Source organism: Streptomyces sp. V4I2, from assembly GCF_030817655.1.
In the GTDB taxonomy this organism is placed as follows: domain Bacteria; phylum Actinomycetota; class Actinomycetes; order Streptomycetales; family Streptomycetaceae; genus Streptomyces; species Streptomyces plumbiresistens.
The window spans coordinates 585,138-601,895 of the sequence record NZ_JAUSZM010000003.1 but is presented as its reverse complement, the minus strand read 5'-3'; the positions used below and the strand labels follow the sequence as shown (position 1 = coordinate 601,895).

At 72.1% G+C, this 16,758-nt stretch carries 12 protein-coding genes and 1 pseudogene; 3 read left to right on the top strand and 10 right to left on the bottom strand.

What is annotated here, in order from left to right:
* Positions 1 to 15 precede the first annotated feature (15 nt).
* Positions 16 to 282: pseudogene (locus QFZ76_RS03495) on the top strand (transposase); the annotation flags it as partial.
* A gap of 60 nt (positions 283 to 342) precedes the next feature.
* On the opposite strand, the gene QFZ76_RS03490 reads toward QFZ76_RS03495, so the two are convergent.
* The 10 genes from QFZ76_RS03490 to QFZ76_RS03445 form a co-directional block, all read right to left on the bottom strand.
* Positions 343 to 750: a DUF1257 domain-containing protein gene (locus QFZ76_RS03490; RefSeq protein ID WP_307672293.1), complete on the bottom strand. Its 408-nt coding sequence runs from the start codon at positions 748 to 750 to the stop codon at positions 343 to 345.
* 61 nt (positions 751 to 811) lie between these two features.
* Positions 812 to 2,422 (bottom strand): Hsp70 family protein, encoded by a 1,611-nt coding sequence (locus QFZ76_RS03485; protein ID WP_307672292.1) that lies wholly within the window; start codon positions 2,420 to 2,422, stop codon positions 812 to 814.
* Positions 2,419 to 4,209: a hypothetical protein gene (locus tag QFZ76_RS03480; RefSeq protein WP_307672291.1), complete on the bottom strand. Its 1,791-nt coding sequence runs from the start codon at positions 4,207 to 4,209 to the stop codon at positions 2,419 to 2,421. The genes QFZ76_RS03485 and QFZ76_RS03480 overlap by 4 nt, the downstream gene beginning before the upstream one ends.
* Before the next feature lie 5 nt (positions 4,210 to 4,214).
* On the bottom strand, positions 4,215 to 6,281 hold the full coding sequence (locus tag QFZ76_RS03475; protein WP_307672290.1) for a hypothetical protein: 2,067 nt from the start codon (positions 6,279 to 6,281) through the stop codon (positions 4,215 to 4,217).
* Between the two features lie 5 nt (positions 6,282 to 6,286).
* A complete protein-coding gene (locus QFZ76_RS03470) occupies positions 6,287 to 7,942 on the bottom strand; it encodes a hypothetical protein (RefSeq protein WP_307672289.1) in 1,656 nt (551 codons plus the stop codon).
* A gap of 8 nt (positions 7,943 to 7,950) precedes the next feature.
* Positions 7,951 to 10,278 carry a hypothetical protein gene (locus QFZ76_RS03465; protein WP_307672288.1) on the bottom strand — a complete coding sequence of 776 codons (2,328 nt, stop codon included), beginning with the start codon at positions 10,276 to 10,278 and terminating at the stop codon, positions 7,951 to 7,953.
* Positions 10,279 to 10,283: 5 nt separating this feature from the next.
* Positions 10,284 to 10,451 (bottom strand): hypothetical protein, encoded by a 168-nt coding sequence (locus tag QFZ76_RS03460; RefSeq protein ID WP_307672287.1) that lies wholly within the window; start codon positions 10,449 to 10,451, stop codon positions 10,284 to 10,286.
* 281 nt (positions 10,452 to 10,732) lie between these two features.
* Positions 10,733 to 12,286 (bottom strand): AAA family ATPase, encoded by a 1,554-nt coding sequence (locus QFZ76_RS03455; protein WP_307672286.1) that lies wholly within the window; start codon positions 12,284 to 12,286, stop codon positions 10,733 to 10,735.
* On the bottom strand, positions 12,264 to 12,830 hold the full coding sequence (locus tag QFZ76_RS03450) for a 4Fe-4S cluster-binding domain-containing protein (RefSeq protein ID WP_307672285.1): 567 nt from the start codon (positions 12,828 to 12,830) through the stop codon (positions 12,264 to 12,266). Before QFZ76_RS03450 ends, QFZ76_RS03455 begins: the two co-directional genes overlap by 23 nt.
* Positions 12,831 to 12,865: 35 nt before the next feature.
* Positions 12,866 to 13,069 (bottom strand): DUF2997 domain-containing protein, encoded by a 204-nt coding sequence (locus tag QFZ76_RS03445; protein WP_307672284.1) that lies wholly within the window; start codon positions 13,067 to 13,069, stop codon positions 12,866 to 12,868.
* Between the two features lie 161 nt (positions 13,070 to 13,230).
* On the opposite strand from QFZ76_RS03445, the gene QFZ76_RS03440 reads away from it, so the two are divergent.
* Positions 13,231 to 14,652, top strand: a complete 1,422-nt coding sequence (locus QFZ76_RS03440) for a tol-pal system YbgF family protein (RefSeq protein WP_307672283.1) — start codon at positions 13,231 to 13,233, stop codon at positions 14,650 to 14,652.
* Positions 14,653 to 14,786: 134 nt separating this feature from the next.
* Positions 14,787 to 16,739, top strand: a complete 1,953-nt coding sequence (locus QFZ76_RS03435; protein WP_307672282.1) for a serine/threonine-protein kinase — start codon at positions 14,787 to 14,789, stop codon at positions 16,737 to 16,739.
* Positions 16,740 to 16,758: the final 19 nt, after the last annotated feature.

Below are 16,758 nucleotides of genomic sequence, written 5' to 3'. Positions count from 1 at the left end.
TACGGCCTGTGCCTGTACCCCGAGCGGCTGTGGGATCAGTTCGAGGGTGTGATCCGGAGGTTCAGGACACGCGCGCAGCGGCGGGAGATGCCGGGAGAGTTCGGGCCCTGGCCGACCGTCTACGGACGCTTCCGGGTCTGGCGGAACGCCGGTGTCTTAACCGCCCTGTTGGAATGGCTGATCGCCGAAGCCGCCGCCAGGGCAAGACAGACTTACTCTCGACGCCGGCGCCGAGCGGCCTCACCCTCGCCCTCGACATCGCCGGGGCGGCACCGCGGCGCTGACTGCGCAGACTCGCCCTGGTGACCAGAGCGGGAGCGGTACCTACTAAAGGGTGTGCCTTCAGGTGTAGCGGCGCAGGACGAGGCGGCGTTGGCCGTTCTCCTCGAGTACGTCGGAGTCCACCTCGTAGCCGTTGTCCTCGGCGTAGCGCAGGGCGGCGGTGTGGCCGTAGGCGCGGGCCAGCTCAGTCAGCCATGGCTGGTCGTAGCCGGACCTGTCGTACTCGCTGATGACGGCTTCGAAGGTGCCGTCGGTGCGGCGGCGGAAGCCGATGTCGTTGCTGTGGCGGCCGATGTGGCGGCGGCGGATGATCACTTCGGCGCGTTCGGGGCGGGCGTCGCCCTGGTAGCCGTAGAGGGTCTGCGGGGTGTCGTGGCTCTCGACGGTGGTGAAGCCGAGCGTGGCGAGGGCCTGGACGAGCAGGTCGGGGTCGCGCAACGCGGTGCGGACACGGGTGAAGTGGGACATGAGGACTCCTCGGATGTCGTGACGGATCGGATGTCGTGACGGGAAAGGCAGCGCCGGCTGGTCACGCCAGGCGGACGACCGGTTGCCGGTCCAGGACCAGCGTGTGGCGGCGCAGGTCGTAGGCCGTGACGGTGAGACGTTTGTGGGCGTCGATGCGGAATTCCAGGTGGAAGCGGTCCTCTCCGGCGGTGGCGGGAGGGTCGGCCTCCAGGAAGGTGGGGCTGTCCTCGTTGAGCCAGAGCATGGACCGCTGCTGGCGTTGTTGCGGGGTGACGGTCATGGCGCGGGCGCCGCCGCCGGCGTCGAAGGCGATCTCCAGTTCGGCGCCGGCGTCGCGGTAGGTGGCGTGGGCCAGTTCGTAGACCGCCAGGCCCAGCTTGCGCTGCTTTTCGTGCACTGCCCTGACGGTGAGCGTCCTGACCGGCTCCTCGGTGGGATAGGGGGTGCCGGCTTCGACCAGGGTCTCGAACTCGTAGGCGCCGGTGTCGTGATCGACGTGGCGGATGGCGTAGTCGTGCTGGATGTGGTCGAACAGCTCGCTGCCGCCGGCGATGGAGGCGGCGCCGGCCGCGACCGCCTCCAGCGGCCGGTCCAGGCGCACCACGTCGGGGTCGAAGTGCAGATGCACCAGGTCCTGCACGGCGGGGATGAGGCAGCTGCCGCCGACGAGGAAGACCTCCCGGATGTCCTGAGTGCCGAAGCCGCGGGTGCCGGCCAGGTCGAGGCAGGAGCGCAGGGCCTGGTTGATCCGGCGCAGCACGCCCTTGTCGCGCAGCAGCGCGTCGAACTCGCCGTGGGTGACGGTGACCTGGTGCGTACGGTCGGTGCGGGCGTCAGCGGCGCGGATGACGGCCTGTTCGGCGGTGGCGAGTTCCCGCTTGGCCCGTTCTGCAGAGGCCAGGAGGCGGCGGAAGACCTGGTTGCGGCCGATCTGATCGCCGTGCGGGAGCGAGAGGCGGTCGATGGCGTGTTCGGCGAGGAGCGCGTCGATGGTGTTGCCCCCCAGGTCCAGGCCCCGCTTGGCGATCGTGCGCACCCCGGCGCCGGAGCCCGCCTCGTCCGGTTCCTGGACTCGGACGACGGAGACGTCGAGGGTGCCGGCCCCGAAGTCGATCACCGCGAAGGCGTCACCCGGGTTGAGCCGGGCGCTGTAGCCGACGGCTGCCGCGGTGGCCTCGTCCACGACCCGCAGCCGGGCGGTGGGCAGGCCGTCGCGGACCTCGCGCACCAGCCAGTCGCGGTAGCCGTCGAAGGACTCCACGGGTGCTGTGGCGACGATCTCCAGGTCGTCGTCCTCGATGGCGAGCACGGCCAGCGCCATGATGTCGCCGAGGAACTGGGTGGCCGCTTCCCGGCCGGTGATCCTGCGGTCGCCGACGGTGCGGGCTGCATCGTAGGCGTGTCCGGCGACGTTGCTCTTGGTGGAGGCGAAGACGGTGTGGCGGGGGTCGTCGTCCATCACGGGGGTGACCTGGGCACCGAGGCGGCGGGGTCCGCCGTCGTGGGCGTAGGCGATGAGGGAGGGCACCACCCGCTGGGTGGGGCCGGGGCCGGCCTCGCGCAGTACGTCGACGCCGGGCAGCGGGACGGGGACGCCGCGGCCCCTCTCGTGGTCCCAGCCCGCCACGACGGTGTTGGCGGTACCGAAGTCGATGCCGATCCGGGTGGTCATGCGTCTCCCTGGGGTTGGTCGGGGTGGCGGGCGAGGGCGATGTCGGTGGGGCCGCCCGCCGGCACGGGACCGGCGGGCCCCAGCGCGATGTCATGCCCGAACCGCTCCTCAAGACAGCGCCGCAGCACGTCGAGGGCGTCCCGCACCGTCGGGTCACCGATCTTCGGCAACAACTCCCGCACTCGCCGTAGCTGTTGCGGATCGGCGTGCGCCGGCGGCTGGCGCAGCAGTTCGCGTGCGGTGGGCAGGTGGGGGCTCACCACTTCGAGGCGCGCCTGCCCTTCGACCACCGTGGTGAGGGCCTGTATGTCCCCCCAGGGGGACTGATCGGCGACGTCCCAGCCGAACCAGGTCCCGTGGCTCTGGGCGAAAGGCGAGCTGGTCTCCGGCGTCCACTGGAACGGGCCGACGGGCACGTCGGGGACGCGCTTCGCGCTCTGCGGCGAGAACTCCCACGTGCGGATGTGCTTGCCGTAGCGCACCGCCAGTGTGTTCGGCGCGCGGAAGAGGAGGCCGTGGCTGGTCACCTCGTCTTCGGCACGCTCGAGGCGCGCCGGGATCTGGTGCACGGGCCTCCCGTCCTCGTCCACCACACGGATGCTTGTCCCGAGGCGGAACGCGATGAGCCGGGCGGATGGCAGTGTCGCCAGGGCGCAGGAGCGGACGTACGCCGCGAACTCCTTGGGGCCGGTCATGCGTTGGAAGCCGGGAATCGGCTGATACCGCAGGGCCTTCGCGCCCCGGTCGGCGAACACCAGTCCCTCGGGGCCGAGCATCACGGCCCCGCCGCTCGCCCTGCGGATGATGGAGACGGCGGGCTCCGGCAGTTCGAACACACGCTTGTCCGGCAGCGTGCGGACGATCTGCTCCGGGGGTCCGTAGCCCCAGATCTGGACGAGGATCTCGTCGCCGAGGTGCAGGGCCCCGCTGTACAGGACGGAACGCGCGTTCCGGATCCAGCGGCGTCGGTGTGTCAGGTTGTCCGAACCGACCCGCAGGGTGTGGAGGTCGAACTGGTATGGGTAGTCGGACCAGGGTCGCCGCGAACTGGCGCGGACCACGGCCAGTTCCGACAGATCCGGGGAGAAGGACGCCCCTACGTGATGGTATTCGTGTACCTTCCCGACGTCGTACCGGACGAGCCGGTCGGCGGGCAGCCGTTCGGTCAGTGCCCGTAGCCCTGGCACCGGCTGTCCGGCCAGCAGCGTGAGCGCGGCCGCGTGACGGCCGGTGCGTTCGTGCGGCGGCAGCAGGCCGGCGGCGGTCGCCGCAGCGGCCAGGGGCAGGTCGGTGGCGAGCCGGCGCAACTCGTCCCAGTCGTGGTGGTGGGCCAACTGGCGGCTCAGGTAGTCGGCTTCGTCGTACGACAGTGTCGCCAGGCGGTCGCGCCGGTCGCCGGTGATCACGACCCGGATCGCCGTGCTGTCGCCCGCGGTGGCCAGCGCCGTACGCAGCCGCTCGCGGATCTGCGGACGCGTGGCCCGGTACGCCAGGGCCAGCAGGGAACCGTCGGGGTCCAGAGCCTGGCGCTGGGCGTGCTGTCCGATCAAGGTCAGGTAGGCGGCCTGGTCGGTGGGTTCCTCGGGGGCCGCCGCCAGCAGGTCGAGGACATCGGGAGCGGGCAGTTCGGCGGTCCTTAGCGCCTCCTGCGCCACCGGGTCGCCCTGCGCGCACGCCCGTAGCAGCTGCCGCCAGGCCCACCGGGCGCGCATCCCGCGGGAGCCGTCGGCCCGCCGCCGCGTGGCCTGCCGCACCAACCGGGCGGCGTCTTCCGTGCTGAGCACCATCGTCCCTACACCTCGCCCAGCTCGATCTCGAAGTCCCCCGCGTCGGTCGCACCTGCCGTCCGCCCGATACCCATGTCGTGCCGGAACCGGTGTTCCAGGCAGCTGCGCAACGCGTGGAGTATCGGCCGGGACTTGTGGTCCAGGGCGGGGCTCTTCACCGCCGCGGTCACCTCGGCCAGATCCTGGTGACTCATCAGACCCATGGGTCCCGCGACGCGTGACCGCAGGGTGAGGAGGGGGAGGTAGTAGAGGTCGACGGCCGGGCTGCGGCTTATGGAGTCCAGCGAGGCCAGGACGTCCCCCTTCGGAGACAGCCGCACGCGATGCGGGTGGCCGGGAAGGCGGATCTGACGGGCCACGAGGTCGTCGGGCAGGGGACTGTCGCGGGTTTCGGGTATGTCGAGGACCCACAGGGTCATCGATCGGGAGTGTTGTCTCCCGACCGCCAGGAACCGGTTCAGCGCGGGTGACCAGGCGAGGGCGTACAGGGACGTCGTGTTCAACCAGACGTTTCTCGACACCGGTGCCTGGTCGGACACGAGCGGTTCGTGCCATATGTCCAGGCCGCCCAGGGCATCGGCGCGAACGAGGACGGAGTCCGACATGGCGCTGAGTGGCGTCGAGCCGGTGATCTTCCTGGGGCCGTTGTCCAGAACGTTCACGAGGGTTCCCCCGTGGTCGGCGACCACGACGGTGTCGCCGTTGACCACGGCGATCCGACGGCCGCCGGGACTCACGGTGACGCCCCGCGGGGAGACGTCGGGCAGCCCGCCGAGGATTCCGCTGTCGGTGAGGGAGCCGTCGCGGTCGCCCACGGAGACCCTCGCGTGCCAGCGATACCCGTCTATGTGTCTGGAGGACACGACGAACTTGCCTTCGGCGGTGGCGCGTTGCAGGGCGCTGACCACGGTGGCCGAGAAACCTGTCGGGCGTACGCCGTCCGGGGCGAAGCGGTGGATGTGCTTGGGACGGTTCATGTCGCCGGCTTCCTCCGCGTCGACGACGACGAGGGTGTCGGCGCCCAGGTGCGCCACCCGGGCCAGCGGGCGCGCGGCGTCGGGATACCGGTGCGACAGCCGCCCGCCGGCCAGGTCGATGATCCCGGCGCGGCCGCGGCCCCCTGCGTGTCCGGCGAAGGCGAGTTGAGTGCCGTCCGGCGCGAAATCCATGTCGCGGACGAAGGTGTCCGGCCCGTCGAGCCCGGGGATGGTGATCCGGGCCGGAACGAGCCCGGACGACCCGTCACCGTCACCCGTCCACGCCTCCAGGGCAGCGGCTCCTACGCCCCACAACGCCTCGAACACCCGAAGGTCGTCCTCACCCGAAGGCCGCCAGGCCGCGTCGACGACATCCTTGACCGCCCGCACGGCGTCGAGCAGCGGCATCAGCTGGACCAGCGCCCACCAGTGGTCCCAGTCGTGCCGGGCCGCGAACTGCTCCAGCAGCCGCCTGCGTTCCGTTCCGCCGAGCGCGGCGAAGCCGTCGGGTCCGGAGTGCCGGCCCGCCAGCACCCGCAGCAGATCGGCGCCGCCCGCTTCGCTCACCGTCTCCAGCAGGGCCTTGCGCTCCTCGGACGGCGCGCTGTGGTAGCCGAGCGCCAGCAGGGCCCCGTCGGGGTCGAGCGCCTGATACTGCTCGTGTTGCCCGGTCCGCAGGAAGAAGACGGCGCGTTCCACCTCGTCGGCGGGGGCCAGGTGATGCGTGACGCAGAAGGCCGCGGTCCTGGGCGACGTGAGTGCCGTACGGCACAGCATGTCGACGGCCTCGGCATCGTTCACGGCGATCAGCCGGGCGCGGGCCCGCTCACCGATCGGGTGGTCGAAGCGGGCGGCGGTCCCGGCCAGCAGCCCTGGGCCGAGCTGCACGTCCGCGTCGCCGAGCGCCAGCCGGCTGAGGGTGTGCGCCGAGGGGTCGGATCCGCTCGCCGCGCATCCCTGTCTCTCCAGCAGGGCCCACAGGGCCTGATCAGGTGCGGCGAGCCAGGCCTGCCACACCGTGTCGAGGGCCCGCCTCCACAGCGGGCCATGGCCCAGGGGCAGCCGCAGCAGCAGCGCGGCGGTGCGCGTGCGCATCGGGCTCACCGCTTCCCCTCCTCGCCGAGGGCGAGGTCGTGCGGCCCGCCGAAGGGGCCGGAGTCCGTGGCGTCGAGGGCGATGTCGCCGCCGATGCGGTCGGTGAGACAGGCCGAGAGCAGGTCGAGAGCCGCCTGTACGTCGGGGGCGCCGATCGTGTTCCGCAGTTCCCGGATCCGCTGGAGGTCCGCGGGTGTGGCGTGCAGCAGGGGGCGCTCCAGGAGTTCGCGGGCGGCGGGGAGGTGGGGGCTGTGCACTGCGAAGCCGCGGCCTCTGGCGATGGGACTCGTGACCAACACGTCCTGTCCCGGGGACAGGGCGAGGAGCCGGCGCAACCGCGTGAACTGGAGGGGGTCCTTGGGGTCGGCTTGCAGCCAGGGCACGTCACGGTCGAGCCGGCGCCCCTCGGCCGAATGGACGCGGGCGGCGAAGGCATCGTCCAGGACCAACCCGCGCCACTCCTCAAGGGGCCACCGCTTCCGGATCGGGCCCCGGTGCTTGCCGGTGAGGTGTGGGGCGGCGTGCGGCCCGAACTCCCAGACGTGGGTCGACTGTTCATCGTGCCGGCTGCTTCTGCGATGCACCGCCGACGAATTCGGGGACAGGAAGGACAGCGCGGGCCCGAACCGGGGGACTCCCAGGGAATCGGCATCAGGTGCATCAGGTCGCCGTCCTCGTTCGCCACGTGGTGATACCGCCCGAAAGTCCGCCGCACCACCGCTCGACCTTCGCATGACCGACAAGGGGGCCGGCGGGCCGACGGCCTCGTCGTCGGGAGAGACCCGGATGATCCGGTGAAGGTCCTTCCTCGTCTTCAGCCTGACGAGGATCTCGTCGCCGAGGTGCAGGACCGAATCGCCGATGTCCCTGTCGGTCAGGACGTCTCCGTTGAGAGCGCGGGTGACCGTTCCGGTGTCGATCCGGAGAATGTCCAGGTGAAGTTCCCTGATCCTGGGCCGCTTCAACGGCCGGTAGCGCAGGGCCGGTTCGGAGGTGTCCAAAGAGAACGACGCGCCCTCGAACGACGTGGTGACGTCATGCCTGACCAGTCGCCGTCGCGGCAGCCGCTCGACGACCGCCCGCAGCTGTCCCGGCGACGGCGCGGACGCCGTCGAGACCCCGTCCGGCAGCAGCAGCGCAGCCGCGGCCGCCTTGGCCAACGGGAGATCGCGGACGAGGCGGCGCAGCTCGTCCCAGCTCCGGCGCTCGGCCAGATGGTGGCCGAGGTAGGCGAGTTCGTCGTACGACATCTCGGCGAGCCGGTCGCGCTGCTCGCCGGTGACCACCACCCGGATCACCTCGGTGTCACCCTCGGCGGCCAGGGCCGTACGCAGCCGTTCACGCGTCTCGGGCGCGGCCGCCCGGTAGGCCGGCGCCAGCAAGGAGCCGTCGGGATCGAGGGCCTGGTGCTGCGCGCCCTGGCCGATGAGGACGAGGTAGGCGGCGTGGTCGGCGGGCTCGGCCGGTGCCGCTGCGAGCAGCTCCAGCACGTCCGGTTCCCTCAACTCCGCTGTCCATACGGCCTCCTGGGCCGCCGCGTTCCCGGCCGCGCACGCGCTCACCAGCCGCCGCCAGGCGCGCCACCCGCGGGAGCCGTCGTCCCGCCTGAGACCGGCGCGCCCGGCCAGCCGGGCGGCCTCCTCTGCATGGATCACCTTCATGACACCCCTCACCCGCCCAGCTCGATCTCGTGGCTCCCCGCGACCGCCCCGTCGCGGGCGTGGCCGATCCCGATGTCGTCGCTGAGCCGGCGCTCCAGGCATGCCCGCAGCAGGGTCAGCGTCGTTCGGGTCCCCTCGTCGAGGGCCGGGTCTCCCAGCACCCTGACCACCTGTGCCAGGTTCTGGGGGGCCATCAGGGCCATGGGCCGGGCGATGAACGGGCGCAGGGAGAGGGTGGTCAGGCGGTAGAGGTCGAGTGTGCTCGCGTGTGCCACGGCCAGCGTGTCGCCCTTCGGTGACAGCCGGGCGACGGGTGCCAGGTGGGTGGCGCCGGCGAGCGCGATCGACGCGGACACGAGTGTGTCCGGCACCGGGACGTCACGGGTCGGTGGCACCTCCAGGAGTTCCAAGCGCGGTCGGCGGACGAGGTGGACCCCGACGAATCGGTTCAGTGCGGGCGACCAGGCCAGGGAGTCCGGACGGGTCGCCGGGGACCAGGCGGGAATCGTCGCCGTCGGTTTCTTGGCGGTGAGCGGCTCGTGCCACGCTTTGAGGACACCCGTGGCGGTGCAGCAGATCAGGGTGGAAGGCGACAGGGCGGCGGTCGTCGTGGGGACGTTCTCCAGTGTTCCCGAGCCGTCGTCGAGCCTGTTCACCACGGAACCGGTGAGGTCGACGACCACGGCATCCTCCAGCTCGTCGACCAGGGCGATCAGCCGGCCGTCGGGATCCACCGCGGCGATCACGGGCTCGAAGTCGTCCAGACGGTCCAGGCCGTCGAGCAGCCCGGCGGGGACGAGGAACCCATCGGGAACGCCGACCAGCAACCTCCGCCTGCGGTCGGACGTTTCGAAGTCACATGCGGTCACGACGAAGGCACGGTCTCCGGCTGTGCGCTTCAGGCCGAGAATCACGTCGGCTTCCGGGTCGAGCGCCCGCACGCCGTCGCGGTCCATGTAGTGGATCTTCAGCTTGTGGAGGCGTTCGCCCGCTGTGTCGTACGTCAGTTTCTCCGCGGTGACGACGGTGTCGGAGCCGAGATGCGCGACGCGCTCCAGAGGGCGTTGGAAGTCGCAGTGCAACTGGGACAGCGTTCCGCTGCCGAGATCCACGACCCCGGCCCAGGCGACCGGTTCGTGCAACGGGTCGGGGCTGTCGATCGCCCTGCGAACGCGGAGCGCGCCGACCAGGGCGAGCTGGGTGCCGTCCGGTGAGAAGTCGAGGTCGGTGACGGCACCCAGCCGCTGGTGGAGGCCGACGAGCTGGATCCGGACGTGCGGGGCGGGCGCCGACGCGGACCCTTCGGACAGGGTCTTCACACAGCCGGCCACAGCCCGCGGATCCGCTCCACGCAAGGCCTCGAAGACGCCGCGCTCGTCCTCGTCGGAGGGCCGCCAGTCGTCGCCGCAGCCTCGGACCGCCTTCACCGCCTCGGTGAGCGGCATCAGCAGGGTGCAGCTCCACAGGCGGTCCCAGTCACCCCGCTCGGTGAACTGGCCCACCAGATAGGCACGTTCCCGCTTGGTGAGGCGGCCGAAGTCGTCCTGCGCGACACGCTGCCCCGCCAGCACCCGGAGCACATCCACGTCGCCCATGTCCGTCATCTCGGCCCGCAGCGCCGCGCGCGCCTCGGCCGACGAGCCCCGGTAGCCGAGCGCCAGCAGCGACCCGTCGGGATCCAGCGCCCGGAACTGTTCGCGCTGACGGGTCCGGACGAAGAACACCGCCCGTTCCACGTCATCGGCGGGCGCCAGGTGGTGTTCGACGCAGAAGGCCGCGGCCTCCGGCGATTTCAGTGCCGTACGGCAGAACAGGTCGACGGCCGTGGCGTCGCTCAGCGCCAGGAGGCGGGCACGGGCCCGCTCACCGAGGGGATGGCCGAAGCGTGCGGCGGCGTCGGCCAGCACCCGCGCGTCGACGGCCCCGTCGCGGCTGTCGCCGTCGTCGAGCGCCAGACGGCTGAGCGCGCGCACCCGGGGCTTGGCGGTGGCCGTCGCGGTCCGGTTCCATCGCTTCAGCAGTGACCACAGCTCGTCCTGGTGGGCGTCGAGCCAGTCGTGCCAGCCGGCGTCCACGAGCACGTCGGGAACCCGCGCCGCATCTTCGGCCAGCAGCTCGGCCGCGAGAGGGGAGGCCCACGGGCGCCGGGGCGACTCGGCCCACGTCCGCCACACCGTCTCGGGGCCCAGGGACTCCAGAGCGCGGGCGACGGCGCGCAGGGCCGCCGGGGTACCGGCGTCGGCCGCGCGCAACACGGTCACCAGCGCCTCGCGACGCCGTCGGGAGTGCTGCCCGAGCGGCAGCCGCAGCACCAGCACGGCGGTCCGTACCCGCACGGGCCTCACTCCGTCCGGTCCGGGTCGAGGGCGAGGTCGTGCGGGCCGGCCGTGACCGCGGCGTTGCTGCCGAGAGAGAGGTCCGTGCCGAACCGGTCGGTGAGCGCGTGTGTCAGCAGGCCGAGCGCCTTGCGCACCGCGGGGTCGCCGATCTTCGTCCGCAGTTCCCGCACGTGGGTCCAGGGCCTGCCGTTGCGCCCGCTGCCCGAGCAGCGTCAGCCAGGCCGCCCGGTCCGCCGGCTCCTGCGGCCCCGCCGCCAGCAGCTCCAGCACCTCACGGCCCGTCAACTCCGCTGTCCGCACGGCCTCCTGGGCCGCCGCGTCCCCGGCGGCGCACGCCCGTACCAGCCGCCGCCATGCCCGCCGGGCCCGCGCTCCCTGCGAGGCGTCCCGCCGTCGCACGGCCCGCCGCAGCAGCCGGGCCGCGCCGTCCTCCGTCAGGCGTGCCACCCCCCTACACCTCCAGCACCGGCACCTGGTGCTCGGCCGCCTGCGCCGCCCCCGCGAAGGACGCCGACTGGGCGCGGCCCTCGCGCAGCCAGGCGCGCAGGTCCTCGATGACCTCGCGCTGGGAGCGGCTCAGCGGCACGGTACGGGCGGCGGCGCGGGCGACGTTGTCGGTCGTGATGTCACGTTCCTCGGCGAACGCCTCGTACATCGCGTCCACGACGACCTGTTCCAGCTCGGCGCCGACGAACCCGTCGCAGTCCCGGGCCAGTTGGTGCACGTCGAACATCTCCGGCTTGCGGCCGCGCTTGCGCAGATGGACGGTGATGATCTCGCGGCGTTCCTCCTCGGTGGGCAGGTCGAGGAAGAACACCTCGTCGAACCGGCCGCGGCGCAGCGTCTCCGGGGGCAGCGCGCTGACATCGTTGGCGGTGGCCACCACGAACACCGGCGCGGTCTTCTCCTGCATCCAGGTCAGGACGGTGCCGAACACGCGCTGCGAGGTGCCCCCGTCGTGGCCGCCGGACGCCAGCGCCTTTTCCACCTCGTCGATCCACAGCACACACGGGGAGACGGTCTCCGCCAGCCGCAGCGCCCGACGTACCCGTTCCTCCGACTCGCCGACCAGCGAGCCGAACAGCGCGCCGACGTCCAGGCGCAGCAGCGGCAGCCGCCACAGTCCGCCGATCATCTTCGCGGTGAGGCTCTTGCCGGTGCCGGGGATGCCGATGAGCGCGATGCCCTTGGGCGCCGGCAGGCGGAACTCGCGGGCGGCGTCGCCGAAGGCTCGCTCGCGCAGCCGCAGCCACTCCTTGAGCACGTCCAGGCCGCCCAGGTCGTCGGGGCTCTCCTCGGCGCCGTAGAACTCCAGGGCCTCGTTCTCCCGGATGACGGCCTTCTTCTCCGCCAGCACGGCCTCGATGTCGCGGTCGTCGAGCACCTCGTCGCGCACGATGGCCTTGGCGAAGGCCCGGCGGGCCTGGGCGGCGGTCAGGCCCAGGGCGGCCTGCGCCAGGCGGCTGCGGCCCGCCGGGGTGAGCGTGGACTTCACGCCCTTGGTGCTGTCGATGAGGTGGTCGAGTTCGCGGCGCAGGGCGTCGGCCTCGGGCAGCGGCATCTCCACCACCACCGCGTCGTCGCCCAGCTCCACGGGGAGGGTGCGCACCGGGGTGGTCACGATCAGGGAGGAGCCGGTGAAGACGAGCTTGTGGGCGAGGTTGCGCAGGCGCCGGCGTACCGCCGGGTCGCGCTCCCAGAAGGCGTGGAAGTCCTTGAGCACGTACAGGTCGCGGCGGCGCGGCTCCTTCTGCGCCAGCTCCTGGATCTTCGTCAGCGCGTCCACGGGGTTGCCCTGCTTGACCTCGGGCAGCTGCCGGCCCGCCGCGGACTGCATGCCGTCGGCGATGTCCCAGGTGACCAGGTCGGACGAGGGGTCCCGGTCCCGCCGCACCTGGTCCAGTACGTCCAGGGCGCGCTGTTCCTCGACCGTGACGAGCACGATCAGCGCCACCCGGGCGCGCAGATACAGCCGGATCTCGTCAGCGATGCCCGTGGTGCCCACCGAAGAACTCCCCTCCCGGCGCGGCCATGCCGGTGAATGTGAGCGTCGCGTCGTCCGCGACGGTGATCTCCAACTCCGGTACGGCGGCCAGGTCGTCCGCCGTGTAGCGCCCGGTGCGCGTCCAGTACTCCTTGTTCGACGAGCCGCGCAGCCCCCGGGCCAGCCGCAGCCGCGCGTTGTAGCGTCCGGCGATCACCAGATCGGCGTCGGCGACGGCCGCCGACCGTGCCGGGTCCGTCTCGATCTCGGCGCGGGTGAACCCGGTGAGCACGATCACCGACAGCCCGCTGCGGGCCTGTAGTTCGGCGCAGAACGCGGCGACCGCGGCAGGCTGCTCCAGCGGCTCGCCGCCGGTCAGGGTGACGCCCTCCAGATGCGCCGCGTCGGCCAGCGCCTCCTCGGCCACCTCGCCGGCCGTGCGAACCGGAGCGGAGCCCGCCGCCGAGTGGGTCTCGGGGTTGAAGCACCCCGGGCAGCCCAGAGCGCACCCCTGGCTCCAGACGACGTACCGAACACCCGGACCGTTGGCGCTGCTTCGGGGCACGACGGCATGCAGCCGCCACGGCGTGCCCGGGCCGCTCACCCCTGCCACAGCCGGTCCTGCTCGTCGTCCGCGTTCTGCTGGTAGGCCTCCTCGGTGAGCACCTGGTGCTGCACATCCCCGCCGAGCAGCCGGACCAACTCGTCGGTGTCCTGCAGACACCGTGTGCCCGAGACCCCTTGGACATGCACCTCCACGGTGCCGTCCGCCGAGATCACGACCTCGACGCTCTCCTCCGCCATCAACTCGCCCTTCGCCCGCGGGGAAATGACTCCGCCCACTGTGCCGGGCGGGACTCGGGAGGGGTCCCGAGGGAAGCCGGCGGTGCGCTTCCGGGACCCGTCCCGGAAGCGGGGCCGCACCATGCGGTCACCCAAACGATGTGCGACCGGGGGAGATCAGGATGAGCAACCCGACGTATGCCGAGCCCGTCGTGCCGGTGCCCGCGCCCGACGGGGGCCGGGCGAACGACCCACTGGCCGTCGCCCTGGGCAACGCCTCCCTGCTCGGCGTCGGCTATCTGCTGATGCGGCGGTGGAGACTCGCCGTCGCCTCCGTGGCCGTCACCGTCGTGCTCGTCTCCCGGCTCCTCTCGACCGAAGAGACGTCGTACGAGATCGCCGTGCTCCTGTGGTGGGCGGCCGTCATCATCCACGGGTGGTACCTGGCCGGCAGAGGCGGCGAGCGGGTCGCGGTACGCCGTCAGCGCCTGGTCGCGCTCGGGGTCACGCTGCCGGTGCTGCTGACCGCGGGGCTCCTGCGGTTCGACGCCTTCGGCATCGGGCAGAGCGTCACCGACGCCCGCGAACGCGGCGACTGCGCAGGGGTGTCGAGCGCCCAGGACGAGGTGTGGTTCGGGCACCGCATCGCCGACGCGCCACTCGCCGCCCGCGGCGACGAAGCCGTACGGGCCTGCGAGCGACTCCAGACCGCCCGGGCCGAGCTGATCACCGCGCTGGGCGGGGACACCGAAGCCCTGGAGGACGGCTTCGGCACGCTCGCCTCGGTGCTCGCGGAACCCGGCAACGAGAAGACGGTCGAGACGACCCTGAACGGATTCCTCCGCGACCTGCCCGCCAAGGATCCCTGCGACACCGTCACCGTCACCGACTGGCTCCGCGACCGCAAGCCCAGCAACGACGTCCTGGACCGGACCTCCGACACGGTCGCACGGACCGAGCCCGCCGCGCTCGTCGAATGCGGTGACGACCTCATGGCGGAGGACAGCTGGGACGCGGCCCGCAAGCACTACGACAGGTTGATCAACCGGTACCCCGACGGCCCTCTCACGGACGAGGCCCGCAAGGGCGCCCGGAAGGCCACGCTGAGCATCGAGCTGGCCAACGTCCGCAGTCTGCTCGCGGGCGGGTACGGCTCACAGCCCGAGTACTGCTCCAACCCGGCGAAGTACAGCGGCGCCAAGCCCATGGGCAAGGGCACCAACCGCGCGCTGTTCTACGCCTACGACGAGTACAACACCGACTTCTCCAAGCAGCTCCCCGGCTCCTGGAAGGCGGGCGACGCCGCCCATGCCGTCCTGGTCGTCTGCGCGGGAGAGCAGACGTACGGAGACGGCGTCGAGACCTGCTCGTACTACAAGAGTGGCTCCTCCGGCGCCACCTCGAACGTGACCTTCCACAAGATCGCGGTCCCGGTGAAGGTGTACGAGTTGCGCACGGGCAAGCTCGTCGCCGACCGCACGATCCAGATCAACGGCACGGGCTGCCCGTCGTCCATCTTCGCCACCGCGGACTCGACAAGCGAGTACGTATCGGAATCCAAGTCCGACGTGCGGTCCGCGTTCAAGCCGCTGGTCGTCCGGTGACCGTGGCGCCGACCATGCCTTCAGCGAATGAGCGGTCCGGGACCGCTCCCGGGCGGGGCGAGTGAGCATGAGGCCGGCGGCCGCAAGGAGCCTTGGGCGGCCGGTCCGGAAACGCGGCAGGGAAGGGGACGTTGGTGCCACGCGATGAACGGGTCGTCGCCGGGCGGTACCGGCTGCGGCAGCGGCTGGGGTCCGGCGGCGGAGGAGACGTCTGGCTGGCCGAGGACGAGCAGCTCCGGGTCCAGGTCGCGGTCAAGGAGATCGACGTACCGCGGGAGCCGGACGCGTCCGGCGGTGACCCCGCCGCCCGGGGGCACAAGGAGGCGCTGAAGGCGGCACAGCTGCGCGAGCACCCGAACGTGATCACGGTGTACGACGTCGTGGAGGACGACGACCGCCCGTGGATCGTGATGGAGTACCTGCCGGGTACGCGGGACCTGCGCGCCGTGGTGACGGAGCACGGCCCGCTGCCCAGCGGCGAGGTGGCCGGGATCGGCGCGGCCGCCCTCGACGCGCTCTGCGCCGGGCACCGGCTCGGCATCATCCACCGGGACGTGAAGCCCTCCAACATCCTGCTGGCGCCGGACCGTTCGGGCGCAGCCGACCGCCGGGTCCTGCTCACGGACTACGGCATCTCGCTGTGGCCCCGGGAGACCCGGGTCACCCAGAGCGGCATGGTGGTCGGCACGCCGGGCTTCGTGGCGCCGGAGCGGCTGTCCGGCGGAGAGGCGACGCCCGCGACCGACCTCTTCTCCCTCGGGGTCACCCTCTACTTCGCCGTCGAGGGCACCGCCCCCTTCGAGCGGGACACGCTCGACGCCGCCCTCATGGCGGCGCTGACTTCGCAACCCGACGTGCCGCAGCGGGCCGGCGACCCACTCTGCCGGGCGATCATGGGGCTGCTGGCCAAGGATCCCGCCGAGCGGATGCAGGCGGCGCAGGCGCGCGAACTCCTTGCCGAGGCAGCGGGAGCCACCACCCGTGGTGCTCCGTCCGCCTCGGCCGGGGCGGACGCCACGGCGGGCGAGCCGGAGCAGGGAGCGGCGAGCGACGGATCGAGGCCGGGGCAGACCCTGGGCTCCGACGATCCCGTGCGCACGGATCGGCCCGACGGCTCGGCCGGCGCCGAAGCCGCGACGGACTCCGGCGCCGCCGGTGCCCGCCGTGGCCCCTCGGACGAGGCGCGCCGGGTGCCGGGCCGGCTGGCGGCCGCGCTGCTGGCGCTCGCCGCCGTGCTGGTCGGGGGTGGCGGGTTCGCGCTGGGGGCCGTCGCCTACCACGACGAAGGGCCCGCGGCACAGGGCTCGGAGGTCCGGGCGAAGGCCGCCCCGAGCTCCTCCCCGACTCCCTCCCCGACCGTGACCCGCAGCGCGTACCCGTACGGCAGGCAGGTGGGGCTGCGCGAGGCGCTCACACCGGGCCAGTGCGTCGACGCCGACTGGAAGGACGGGGAGTTCGAGGGGCGGCCCGGCCTGAAGCTCGTCGACTGCCACGACGACGACCCCGAGGGACAGGTCATCGCGACCGTGGCCGCCGACAGCACCGCGTCGGCATCCGGCACTGAGGCCGTACGCAGCGAATGCGCCCGGCGCACCGCCGAACTGCGCGGAACCATGGCCGCCCCCGTGCTGTCCGTCCTCACCCCCGAGACGGGGCAGAGCGAACCGCCCGCCTCCGCCTGCCTGCTCTTCCTGAAGAACGCCACCCTCGGCGGCCCGCTCGGCGACTACCGGCAGTTCGGCGACGAGGTGTACGTCACACAGCTGGGCCCGGGTGACTGCTTCGACGAAGAGGAGGACGAGGACGGCTCGTACACCCAGACCCTGGTGAGCTGCGACGAGCCGCACCACGCGCAGGTCGTCGGCTGGACCTGGGCCTCGGGCGACGGCTCGTCGGACAGTGTGGACAAGGCGGACCTGTGCGACGAGAAATACGGCCTCAACTGGGCTCGCGGCAAGGGCCACGAGATGTGGGCCTGGTCCTCCTCCGACGAGGAGTGGGAAGCAGGGTTCCGCCACGTGCTGTGCACCGTGGCCCGGGAGGACGAGAAGAAACTTCCCGCAGGAGCGCTGAAACCGGCGTACTGACCATGGCTGGCGCCGAACC